Origin of the sequence: Parasynechococcus sp., from assembly GCF_042954325.1 — a bacterium.
In the GTDB taxonomy this organism is placed as follows: domain Bacteria; phylum Cyanobacteriota; class Cyanobacteriia; order PCC-6307; family Cyanobiaceae; genus Parasynechococcus.
The window spans coordinates 1-11,307 of record NZ_JBGKDS010000003.1 but is presented as its reverse complement, the minus strand read 5'-3'; the positions used below and the strand labels follow the sequence as shown (position 1 = coordinate 11,307).

General features: G+C 61.9%; 8 protein-coding genes and 1 pseudogene. 4 read left to right on the top strand and 5 right to left on the bottom strand.

The features are described from left to right. Window positions 1-3: 3 nt before the first annotated feature. Window positions 4-1,059, top strand: a complete 1,056-nt coding sequence (psbD, locus tag ACGVKB_RS00360) for a photosystem II D2 protein (photosystem q(a) protein) (RefSeq protein WP_006853965.1) — start codon at window positions 4-6, stop codon at window positions 1,057-1,059. A gap of 37 nt (window positions 1,060-1,096) precedes the next feature. Here psbD and ACGVKB_RS00355 read toward each other — a convergent pair whose 3' ends face one another. Further along, the gene (locus ACGVKB_RS00355) at window positions 1,097-1,873 is read right to left on the bottom strand and encodes a hypothetical protein (protein WP_392349279.1); all 777 of its coding nucleotides are present in this window, start codon (window positions 1,871-1,873) and stop codon (window positions 1,097-1,099) included. A 64-nt stretch (window positions 1,874-1,937) separates the two neighbouring features. Here ACGVKB_RS00355 and ACGVKB_RS00350 point away from each other — a divergent pair, with 64 nt between their 5' ends. Together ACGVKB_RS00350 and ACGVKB_RS00345 are read left to right on the top strand one after the other, a co-directional pair. Beyond that, complete coding sequence (locus ACGVKB_RS00350; RefSeq protein ID WP_392349278.1) at window positions 1,938-2,873, top strand: pectate lyase; 936 nt, start codon at window positions 1,938-1,940, stop codon at window positions 2,871-2,873. Window positions 2,874-2,879: 6 nt separating this feature from the next. Beyond that, window positions 2,880-4,391: pseudogene (locus ACGVKB_RS00345) on the top strand (DUF2079 domain-containing protein); the annotation flags it as partial. A 7-nt stretch (window positions 4,392-4,398) separates the two neighbouring features. Here the strand turns inward: ACGVKB_RS00345 and ACGVKB_RS00340 are convergent. From ACGVKB_RS00340 to ACGVKB_RS00325, 4 genes are read right to left on the bottom strand one after another with little or no spacing between them, the layout of a single operon-like run. Next, complete coding sequence (locus tag ACGVKB_RS00340) at window positions 4,399-5,850, bottom strand: DUF2079 domain-containing protein (RefSeq protein ID WP_392349277.1); 1,452 nt, start codon at window positions 5,848-5,850, stop codon at window positions 4,399-4,401. Then, the gene (locus tag ACGVKB_RS00335) at window positions 5,828-7,363 is read right to left on the bottom strand and encodes an ArnT family glycosyltransferase (protein ID WP_392349276.1); all 1,536 of its coding nucleotides are present in this window, start codon (window positions 7,361-7,363) and stop codon (window positions 5,828-5,830) included. The genes ACGVKB_RS00340 and ACGVKB_RS00335 overlap by 23 nt, the downstream gene beginning before the upstream one ends. Then, a complete protein-coding gene (locus ACGVKB_RS00330) occupies window positions 7,326-8,468 on the bottom strand; it encodes a glycosyltransferase (protein ID WP_392349275.1) in 1,143 nt (380 codons plus the stop codon). Before ACGVKB_RS00330 ends, ACGVKB_RS00335 begins: the two co-directional genes overlap by 38 nt. An 11-nt stretch (window positions 8,469-8,479) precedes the next feature. Continuing rightward, window positions 8,480-10,075, bottom strand: a complete 1,596-nt coding sequence (locus ACGVKB_RS00325) for an ArnT family glycosyltransferase (protein ID WP_392349274.1) — start codon at window positions 10,073-10,075, stop codon at window positions 8,480-8,482. A 404-nt stretch (window positions 10,076-10,479) separates the two neighbouring features. Between ACGVKB_RS00325 and ACGVKB_RS00320 the strand changes: the two genes are divergently transcribed. After that, window positions 10,480-11,307, top strand: an 828-nt coding sequence (locus tag ACGVKB_RS00320) for an iron uptake porin (RefSeq protein ID WP_392349273.1), incomplete at its 3' end; no start/stop codon positions are given.

Below are 11,307 nucleotides of genomic sequence, written 5' to 3'. Positions count from 1 at the left end.
CTCATGACGATCGCTGCAGGTCGCATGCCGCAGCGGGGATGGTTCGACGTCCTCGATGACTGGCTCAAACGCGACCGATTTGTGTTTGTCGGCTGGTCCGGCATTCTCCTTCTTCCCACGGCCTACCTCTCCATTGGTGGCTGGTTAACGGGAACCACCTTTGTAACTTCCTGGTACACCCACGGCATTGCGTCGTCGTACCTCGAGGGTTGCAACTTTCTCACCGCTGCTGTGTCCACCCCCGCTGATGCGATGGGTCACAGCCTTCTCTTGCTCTGGGGCCCAGAAGCCCAGGGTGACTTTGTCCGCTGGTGTCAGCTCGGAGGCCTCTGGGCTTTCGTCGCACTCCACGGCGCCTTTGCACTGATCGGCTTCATGCTGCGTCAGTTCGAAATTGCTCGTTTGGTCGGCATTCGTCCTTACAACGCCATCGCCTTCTCTGGTCCGATTGCGGTGTTTGTCAGTGTCTTCCTGATGTACCCCTTGGGACAGAGCAGCTGGTTCTTTGCACCCTCCTTTGGTGTGGCTGCAATTTTCCGCTTCCTGTTGTTCCTCCAGGGCTTCCATAACTGGACCCTGAATCCTTTCCACATGATGGGAGTGGCCGGCATTCTTGGCGGTGCACTGCTTTGCGCTATTCACGGCGCAACCGTGGAAAACACTCTTTTTGAGGATGGTGAACAGTCGAACACCTTTAAGGCGTTCGAACCCACCCAAGAAGAAGAGACCTATTCCATGGTCACCGCCAACCGTTTCTGGAGCCAAATCTTCGGAATTGCGTTCTCCAACAAGCGTTGGCTGCACTTCTTCATGCTGTTTGTGCCTGTGATGGGCCTGTGGACCAGCTCCATCGGCATCATTGGCCTTGCCCTCAACTTGCGTGCCTATGACTTCGTGTCACAGGAAATCCGCGCGGCTGAGGATCCTGAATTTGAGACCTTCTACACGAAGAACATTCTTCTGAATGAAGGCCTGCGTGCCTGGATGGCACCGGCTGACCAGCCGCACGAAAACTTCGTCTTCCCTGAAGAGGTTCTGCCCCGCGGCAACGCCCTCTGATCGCGATCACGATGGCTCAATGCCCTTCAACCGCCCTTTACAGGGCGGTTTTTTTGTGACTGCCGTCGGGTTCCACCATCACGTACAGAAGACCGCTTGCCTCGCGTCTGATCAATTCCTGCATCAGGGCATGGATGAACAGAATCAAGCCCAACAGTTCAAGGGTTTCTTCAAGCCCGGTGATGGCTCCGTACCAGAAGCTATGGAGTCGAATGAGCTCCGAGCGCACCGCGAAGCTTCCCACCATTTCCATCCCGATGGTCCCGCCGACATAGACGGCTCCTGACTGAAGGGCCCGGGAGGCCAACTCCGCTGGCAGGGTGCGGAGGAAGGTCCTGAACCGCCAGAGCAGAACGAGCACCAACAGGCCATAGGGGATCACCCAGGTCGAGGCAAGTGCCGGGTGAATGTGGTGGCGAAGACCTGGAAAAATCAGGATTTCGTGGATCTGAAGGGCCTCATCGAGCGCCAAAAACACGAAAATTCGGCTGAGCAGTCGCCAATCGGAAGGCGACTCTGACCCGTTGGTTGTTTGAAGTCTGTGCAGCAGCACAGCGATCAACAGCATCAAGCCAGTGCTGAACAAGGTGGGGAGATTGAGCTCCCGGTCCATGTTCAACGCATCCAACCAATGTTTGTCAGCTCCGAAGCTGTAGATGCCGAGCTGGCTGATCACATGGGCCAGGAGCAGAGCAGCGGTGATGCCACTCAGCAGCATCCGAATGGATCCTGGAGTCGTCCGAACCCTGAGGCCGTTGTTGTTAGGCGGGGTCCTGGGCTGATCCATCAAGGCGTCGTCCTCCGCTTGGTCCAAGCGCGTACTGATTAAGCCGTTCTAAATCTCTGATTAACCTGCCCTTCACGCGAGGGGATGCCTTTTGTCGGCGATCTATTCACGGGGCCAACAACTGGCGAAGGCCCTCAGCGCTTTATTGGTTGTTCTGTCGGCGGCGACGTTGCTGACGGTTGTCGTGCAGTTGGTGATCGCGGCACTTGGAGGGGCGGCCCCAGATGGCGGTTGGGCTGTGTTGGCTCCGGTGTGTGTGGCACTGGCCGTTTGGAGCCGATCCGCCTCAGGATTGCCGCCGCTGCTCTCAGCTGAGGGGGAAGCGCCCCATCGCCGCCGCGTTCGAGCGGTCTGGTGTCTTCTGTTCGGGGGATTCCTTCTGGTGGCGGGGTTGAAGCTGGGCAGTGCCGATGTGGATGCCTACAAACGCTTGGTCTTCGGAGAGGGAGGCCTGGTGGAGTGGACGCAGGTGTTGATCCTTGGAGCCTCCGTGCGGGCGGCTTGGTTGATCGGGGGTGACTTGGATCGACGCTTGGTTGAGCGTGTGCCGGGTTTTGTCGCCCGTGGTTGTTCGCTTCTGCTGGCTTTGGTGTTGCTGGAGGAGCTGGCCTGGGGGCAGGTGATTTTCGGCTGGCGCACACCGGAGACGCTTCGAGAGATCAATGCCCAGAACGAGACAACGCTGCACAACATCGACTGGTTTCAAGAGCGTCTGGACAGCGGCTACTTCCTGGTGACGGTGTTGATCCTGGTGGTTGTCGTGCTGGCACCTCGTCTGCTGCGGCAGCTGGGCCAACGTTGCTCGGAGCCGATGGCACGGGTGCTGAACGCCCTCAGCCCAGCGGCTTACGGCTGGCCACTGTTTCTCGCTGTCGCCGTTCTGGCCTTCAGCATTGCCACGCGGAGCTTGTCCGATGTGATCCTCAACCGAGACCAGGAGTGGGGGGAATTGCTGTTGTACGGGGCACTGTTACTCGGCCTGTTGCGCACACGCGTTCTGCTGGGGCCCGTGCAGCACGCTCCGTAATCTGCGATGTCCCTGCAGCAGGGCTGCATGCAACACACCATCGGCACCGACGAGCAGACCGCAACGCGTTGGCCCCGGTCGGTGTTGGCGATGGCCGGCTCGTTTGCCTTGATCGGTCTGGCGATTCAGGTCTGGCGCCTGGAAAGTCTGAGCGCCACCTATGACCAGGCCTTGTTTCTTCAGGAGCTTTGGTCCACAGCCCAGGGCCGCCCCTTTGAAAGCAGTCTGTCGTCGGTCCTGTCCGGGGCCGTTGCGGTGGATGGGGGTCTGCCTTCGATTGCTTATCTGCATCTGGGGCAGCACGCCAATTGGCTGACGCTGTGTCTTGCACCGTTGGTGGCGCTATTGGGGATCTGGGCTTTGCCGTTGATTCAGGTCAGCCTGCTGGCTGCCGCTGGTTTGGTGTTGTGGCGGTTGGCCGATGCCCGGCTTCCGCGTCCTTTGGCTGAACGGATCACGCTCGCCTATTTCCTCAGCGGTGCGGTGATTGGTCCAGCGCTTGAGAACTTCCATGACCTGGTTTGGTTGCCCTTGTTGGCATTCCTTGTGGTGGGTGGGCTCTTCAACGGCTGCCGCTGGCAGGTGTTGCTGTTTGGTGCGCTGTTGCTCGCCGTGCGTGAAGACAGTGGTCTGCTGCTGTTTTCCCTTGGCCTCTGGGCGGCGGTACGGCAGCCCCGCATGCGCATCATCGGCATGGTGTTGATGCTGGTCTCGTTCGTTTGGGTCCTGTTGGTGACTGGGTGGATCCAGCCGATGGTGGATTCCTCCCTGGCGGATCGCTTCCTTCAAGAGAAGTTCGGCCATCTGGTGGAGGATCCCTCCGGGGGCACGGCAGCGGTTCTGCTGGCGATGCTGCAACGGCCGTTGGCACTGCTTCAGGCCTTGGTCTCGCCACCGGGGGGGACGCTCGGGTTTGTGCTCGCGTTGAGCTTGCCCCTCCTGTTTGTGCCGCTCCGATCGGTGGATGCTCTTCTACTGATGTTGGCGCCGTTGTTGATTGCGCTGTTGTCTCAAGGTCGCTCGGCCCTGTCGGTGACGTTGCGTTATGTGCTGGCTTTGGTGCCTGGGTTGTATCTCGGTGCGGTGTTGTGGTGGCAACGGAACCCCGAAGGGTGGTCCAAGGTCTGGGTCCGGCGTTGCTGGACGGCGGCTCTGTCGCTCGGCCTTGTGCTCACGTTGCTTGGTAATCCCCATCGCAGCTTGTCCGCCGTGATCCCAGACAGCTTTGCGCCCTGGATTCATGTGCCGCCACAGCAGATGCTGGCGCGACGCCAGGCGGCACGACAGGCCGTCGCTCTGATTCCTCCCGATGCCAGCGTCGCCGCTGATACGCCACTCCTGCCTTTACTGGCTCAGCGGGAGGCGATCATTCGCTTCCCCAAGCATGTTCAGTACCGCGACCGTCAGGGGGTCGTGCAAGAGGTGGACTGGGTGGTGGCTTTTCCCGGTTACTACACACCGCTGGCGCCGGTTTTTAAACGTGAACGCAAGCAACAGCGGTCGATCCGTTCGGAACTGGCTGAGCTCAAGGAGTCCGGTCGTTATCGCTTGGTCCACTGTCAGGGCGGTGCGGTTGTGTTGCAGCGCCAGGACGCCGACACAACTCCAGGCCCGATGGCCATGGCTGACAGTCCCAGCTTTTGTTCTTGGCTTGATTGAGCAGCTGTCGCTGCACCTTTGGGCTGGACCCCCAGCCCGGGTCGCTCGGATTCAGCAGCAGCACGCTCCAGGGCGTGGCCTCAAGGGTCACGTTCCACCCCTTCTTCGGGAATCCAATCGTGGTGCGTTGGCTCAGTTGTGGAACGAGATAGCTGGTGGTGAGCACGGCATCCGTCGGCCGCACTTCTTTCATGGCGTTTTGAACGTCAGCGCGTTGGGGCAGCCGTTGCAGGTAGGGCCCGGTGAAAAACCACGGCTTGGCCAGCGTCAGCCAGCAGGCCACGGCCCAGCACAGGCTCCAGGGCACTCCCCGCCGGGTTGTTTGTGGCTGCTGGCGTAGGCCATCCACGGATGCCACGACGGCGACCACCGCGAGTGGAAGGCTGTAGTGGTGCACCAGCGTGCGGTAACTGGCGGAGGCGGACAGCAGATTCACCAGCAGCAGGGGAAGGCCGATGAGCAGGGTGCCCAACGAGGCCCGACGCCACAGCAAGAGGCAGGGCAGGCAGAGCAGCAGCAGATATTCAGCCCCGCCGCCCCAGTCGAGGCCGCTCAGCACGGTGACGGGGGGGCCACTCAGATGGCTGAACATCCGTGAGGCGGCCTTCGGCCCGTCCCCGTTCCGAAGCAGGGGGTACAGCCAGCGGCTGAGCATCAGCAGCCATCCCACGCTGAGCCCTGCTGAAATAAGGCTCCAACGCCAGCGCCCTCGCAAGGCCTGATCGATGGCCATGCCAGCCGTGATCAGCAACAGACCATCACGGCAGCCGAGCATCAACAGCAGCAGGCCCAACCAGAGTCGGGGCCGGTTGCTGCGCTCGGCCCAAATCGCCAGAGCGAAGGCCGGCATCACCCAGGTTTCCGGATGGAAATCGAACAATGCTGCGTTGAACACCACCGGCTGCAGCCACCAGAGAGCGCAGACCAGCCAGCACCGCCTCCGGTTCAATCCAGCTTGCTGGGCCAGCAGCCAGAGGGGGATGGCGGTGAAACTGAGGGCCAGGGCCTGACTGGCGAACAGCCAGTGGACGCTTGGCACGATGCGATAGGCGCCACCGGCCAGATAGAGCATCCAGGCACCGTGGTCGGCCAGAACATGCACCTGCTCCATCGAGGACACCGGTGCCGCTCCGGATCCGATCAGCCAGCTCCATTGGTCGAACAAGCCGAGGTCGTAGGCATTGCTTTGCAGCAGGCCATGTCGAATGGCGGAGCAGCCCCAGAGCACCAGGCTGAATCCTGCTGCCAACGCCAACAGCAGCGATGGAGGACGTCCCCGTGGCAGGGGAGTGCGTTCAGTGCTGGGGGTGCAGGTCATCGATGGGGATGAGGTAGGCCTGACGGCGCTGATCGATCCAGGCGTTGGGGCTTGATCCCGCCAGCGTTCGCAGCCGCTGTTCGCGCTGATCCGGCATCGGCCGGTAGGTCTTGTCCCACACGAAGCTGCCCGCCAGATGGGTGGCCCCCGCGGCTTGCCAGCGTTGAAGTCGCTCGGGTGTGAGCTGCTTGCTGGAGATCAGCCAACCCTGTCGACGGGCCAGATTGAGCAGGGTTGGATCCGTGCTGGTCACACTCACGATCCGCGCCGTCTCTGGAAGTTCGTTTCGGATGGTTCGTGCGAGTGGCATCCAAGCCCGACTTTGACGCTGCTCGACGGCCCAGTAATCGACCGACAGCACGGTGATGCTGATGGCAAGCCCCAGGCTGAGCACCAGGCGGGGTTGCCAGCGGGGTCGGGTTGGCTGCCAGCACTGCCATCCCAGTCCGATCAGTGGAGAGCTGAACAGCAGCAGCGGCAGTTGGTAGTACTCATGAATCGTGCTGGAGCGCATGGTGGCGATCGTGCAGAGCAGCAGCCCCACCATTCCGCTGATGGCGATCTGTCCTCCGCCCGTGCGCCAGCTCTTGTGAAGGCCGAGCAGCAGAAATGGCGCTCCTACGACGGCCAGCAGCCGGACCACGACGCGCAGCAGCAGATTGATCCAGCTGTTGGCATCGAGCAGGAGACTCGCACTGCTGCGATCGGCCCCGGCCCCCCAGAAACCGAAGCTCAGGCCACTGCTTTGTCCCAGGTTGTGGGCATGCCAGTACCAGGCGGCCACGGTGGCCAGGCTTGTGCCGATGTACAGCCAGAACCAAGCGCTCGAGAGCAGTCGAATCGATCGATTCAGCAGTGTTGGCCAGGGTTCGGCCCGTTCTCTGGGAGCAGCTGTGAGCTGCACCATCAGCAGTGGAAGGCCCAGCCAGAGCAGGGGGATCACCTTGATCAATCCTGCAGTGGTCAGGCCGATCCAGCTCAGTGCCAGTGCCCATCGAGACCGCCGTTCACGCCACAGACTCAGGCTTTCAAGGGCAGCTGCCGCACAGAGCAGCAAGAGGGCTTCCGCTTGGAATGTGCGCCCGAAGTACACCCCGAGTGGTGCCACCGCAAAGGCCAAGCCGGCCCACCACCCGGCGTTGGGGTTGAACCAACGCCGGCCCAAGCGAATCACCAGCCAGATGGTGAGGCCGCTGCAGAGCACCGAGAGTCCCCGCCCCAGCCATTCCTGCACGCCGGTCAGGGCGTACATCCGACTCACCAGAAACGGGTAGATGGGAAATTCCGACTCCACGAACCCGGCGGATGCGCCGCCCCAGTCGATTTGCGGCAGCCAAATGGGCGTGTTGTTCTGGCTGAAGTGCCGCGCCATGGCAGCGGTGTCCGCCTGCCGCCAGCTGTGCACGCCCAGCACCGGCATCCAGATTTGAAACAGCCGCAGCAGGGTGCCAAGGCCAATCGGCCACCAGATCCCTTTAGGGGGTGTTCCAGACAAAGCGGGATGAGGCCGCATAGTTCCAGACGTAGACGACCACGATGCCCGCCAGTTGGGCCCACAGGGCATGGGCCTGAACCAAGGTGTAAAAACTGGTGGCCAGTCCCACATTGGCCAGGGCTGGGAGTGACGCCACCAGCAGGAATTTCAGAAGTCCACGCAGCAGCTGGCGTCCGCTCTGGCGTCGGTCGCGAAAGGTGAGGGCGTTGTTGACCAGATAGTTCGAGCTGGCCGCTGTGATCACGGCGATCGGTAAAGCGTGTTGGAACGGCAGCCCGATGAGCCCCATCAGCAGCGCTGTGGTGATCAGTTGAACCACGACGCCGGAGGCGCCCACGAGCCCGAAACTGATTGCACGCCGGGGCAGCAGTCGCAGGGTCGCCGTGTGCAGCAGGGAGACCACGAAGTCCCAAAGGATCGCGAGGTCGAGTTTCGATGCGCCGTGCAGGCGTGGTTGGAAGCTCAGTGGGATTTCACCCACCTGCAAGCGGCCGCGGCTGATGGCTAACAACTCGTAGAAGAACTTGAAGCCGTTGACGTCCACCTGGCGGATCAGGGGGAGGCAGCGGTCGAGCTGCAGCACGATGAATCCGCTCATGCAATCGGTGAGATGCCTGTAGCTGGAAGGCAGACTCCATCGGGCCAGGCGGTTGGCGATGGTGGATCCATCGGTGCGGCGATGGCTCAGCCCGCGGATTTCGGAGTGATCCAGGAAGCGGCTGCCGGCGACCACATCCAGTTTTTTGCTGTTGAGGGCCTGGACCGCATCGCGCACGGAGGAGGGTTGGTGCTGGCCATCGCTGTCCATCACCACGGCCACAGGATGCAGAGCGGCCATGAGACCTTCTTTGATGGCACTGGCCAGGCCGGAACGCCCCACCCGTTGGATGATCCGAACGCGCGCATCCTGGCGGGCCAGATGTCGCACCAGATCCGCTGTCCCGTCCCGTGAATCGTCATCCACGACAAGGATTTCGATGGGATCTCCCATCTCGAGCTGCAGCAGCTCGTCGATCACGCGCTGGATCGAACCGCCTTCGTTGAAGGTGGGCAGCACGATCGACAGGCCGCGATTGGTCGCCTCGCTTCCAGGACCGGCGGTGGACGACACAGTGTTCTGCAATCGGGCTCAGGCTACCGACAGTCCGCCAGGGTCCACCGCCCAGCGCGACCGCGGACGAGGCAGCCCTCCTGTGGCTTGTCGCTCAGGCGCCACCCTGCGTCCCCCTCAAAACGTTGAATGCGTCGCTGGGCGTACCAATTCAGGCTGGGTCGCTCGTCATAACCCTTGAGTAGCAGTGGCTCTCCAGAGGCTGCGCTGGCCAACGCCGCCACGGGTTTGACGGCCCACGATTCATTGAGTTCCCATAACCAGAGTGGTGAGTGGAACAGCAGGGCCAAGGCCGCGACCGTTCCGCTGACGAGGCTGATCACACCGATCCGGCGGTGCTTCGGTGTGCTGGAGCGCAGCCACAAACCCCCCGCGCACCAGCCCAGACCCAGAACAAGGGCGAGGTTCCGGTATGGGACAAGGTCGCTGGCGAGCGAGCTGAAGCTGCTGCCGAAGCCCACCAGCAGCAGGAGTCCAAGACTGGCCCAGAACAGAGGAAGTCTGAGCAGCAGCCAGCGACAGGGCGGTGTTGCTCCAGCATCTGAAGACCTCGGTCGCTCCACCAGCCAGACCAGCAGTGGTGCGCAGAGCAGGGCGACAGGCAGCCAAAGCGGGTGGCTGTACCAGGGCAATTGCGTGCGTAGGGGAAGGATGGCTCCGGCCAAGGTGACCAGCGTGGCGACCGACCAGCGGCCCCAACGGCTCCGTCGCGATCGCCAGGCCCAAAGCAGGGCGATGGGGAACAACGGCAGCCAAGGCCAGCCTCCTTCCAGCATTTCGATCACAGGGACACGCCAGCCCAGGTCACTGCCTTCCCCGGCATCGAGCAGAACGCGGCCTGCGCCATCACCACCCCAAAGCCAGAAAGCCTGAGCCCCGCGGATGTGGGCATGCCACAGATGCCAGCCCATCCCAGGCAGGAGCCCTATCACCAGGCCGGCCCCGGCCGACGCGAGCTTCCAGGTTTTCCATTCTTGGCCCCAGACCACGGCGATGCCGGCGGCCATTCCACAGGGCACAAGCAATGGAGCTTTCAGCAGCAGCATCGTGCTTGCCATGAGTCCGGCAGTCAGGCCCCAATAACCGCTGCGTTGGCTGCTGTGTAGTTCGAGTACGGCCAGCCACAGCAGTGCCATGGCCGTGAGCTGGGTGCCATCCAGCATGGCCAAGCGGCCGTGCCGAGCCACCGGGAGCAGCGAGAGCAGGATGACGCTGGTGGCCACTGCACTGGCCCGGTCTCCGGGGCGGAGCCTCCATTGCAGCCAGCCACCGATGGGCACGACAAGGCAGGACAACCCAGCCGGCACCAGTCGGACCACCCACTCCGCTGGGAGCTCATCGGCAGGGGTTGTGACTCGGATCAGACCGGCGATCAGGCCATGCAATCCAGGAGCTTTGTTGAGATAGGGAGAGCCCCAGAGGGTGGGAAGCAACGGTGCTTCTCCGAGTTCGTGACGCAGCTCGAAGGCCACCCTGGCCACGGTGGCTTCGTCAAAGTCGCGCAGGGGTAGGTCACCGAGGCCGATCAGTGCCAAGAGGGCGGCGATGACGCCCATCCCCGCTAAGGCGATCCAGGGGGCTGTGGTGGAGCCAGACCGGTTCGCTGCCCCAAATCGCATCGGAAACTGAGTATGGTTTTGATGTACAGGATGCAGTGGCGTGGAGACACATCGTTCTTCTTCGGAAGGATGCTGTGATTCCGAAGGCGTCGCCGGCATTCATGATCCTTCAGGAGGAGGTGTCCATGTCATCCAGTTGTTGTATGCAGGGTCTGCTGATCGCGGAGAACGCCGGCTGAACGGCGCCTTCTGACTGATCATCCGGTTCCGCGGCGTATGCGGACCCGGCGAGAGCCCCCGTCCGGTTTTCCGGACGGGGGCATCGTTTGTTCAGGACATTCGGTCGCAGAATGGTGATTTCAACCAAAGATTCGGATTTGGTTGCATTCGATACCGACGTTTGTATTCCGCAAGCGGAAAATTGTTGAGTGGCGCTGTTGCGCCCTTTCTGTGTGAGGAACCCCATGAAGCTTTTCCAGCAACTGCTGGTGGCTCCTGCTGCCCTGGGCCTGCTGGCTCCCGTGGCACAGGCCGCCGATCTGAACATTGCCGGCGTCTCTGACTACGCCGCTGAAGAGCAGGTCACCAGCGTGACCCAGTTCTCCGACGTTTACCCAACCGACTGGGCTTATCAGGCTCTGAGCAACCTGGTTGAGCAGTACGGCTGCGTCGCTGGTTATCCCAACGGCACCTTCCGCGGTAACCGGGCGATGACCCGTTACGAGGCTGCAGCACTGCTGAACGCCTGCCTCGACCGCATCACTGAGATCACCGACGAGCTGCGTCGCCTGATCAAGGAATTCGAAACCGAACTGGCTGTGCTGCGCGGCCGCGTGGACGGTCTGGAAGCCCGCGTTGGCGAACTGGAAGCCAGCCAGTTCTCCACCACCACCAAGCTCAAGGGTGTGACCCAGTGGGCCTTCGGTGCTGTCAAGGCCCACGGCAAAGGCAGCGATGCGTTTGAAGCCCTGAACGGCGGCACCTCCTTCAGCTACAACCTGGCGCTGAATCTGGTGACCAGCTTCACCGGCAAGGACACCCTGTACACCCGACTGCGCTCGGGCAACATGGACAACGTCTATGGCGGCAACGGTCTGTTTGCTCAGGAGTACGGCTTCGACTCCAACAACACCGTCAAGATCGCCCGTCTGTACTACAGCTTCCCCATCGGTGAGAACTTCACCGTTGTTGGTGGCCCTCGCGTCCGTATGGACGACATGCTGCCGGTGTGGCCCAGCGCCTATCCGTCTGACATGACGTTCGACTTCTTCACCTACGCGGGTGCACCGGGT

What these genes read in the sequence shown, in the direction of transcription:
- ACGVKB_RS00340 (WP_392349277.1), bottom strand. Translation starts at nt 5,850, where the DNA reads ATGACCTGCACCCCCAGCACTGAACGCACTCCCCTGCCACGGGGACGT.
- psbD (WP_006853965.1), top strand. Translation starts at nt 4, where the DNA reads ATGACGATCGCTGCAGGTCGCATGCCGCAGCGGGGATGGTTCGACGTC.
- ACGVKB_RS00335 (WP_392349276.1), bottom strand. Translation starts at nt 7,363, where the DNA reads ATGCGGCCTCATCCCGCTTTGTCTGGAACACCCCCTAAAGGGATCTGG.
- ACGVKB_RS00325 (WP_392349274.1), bottom strand. Translation starts at nt 10,075, where the DNA reads ATGCGATTTGGGGCAGCGAACCGGTCTGGCTCCACCACAGCCCCCTGG.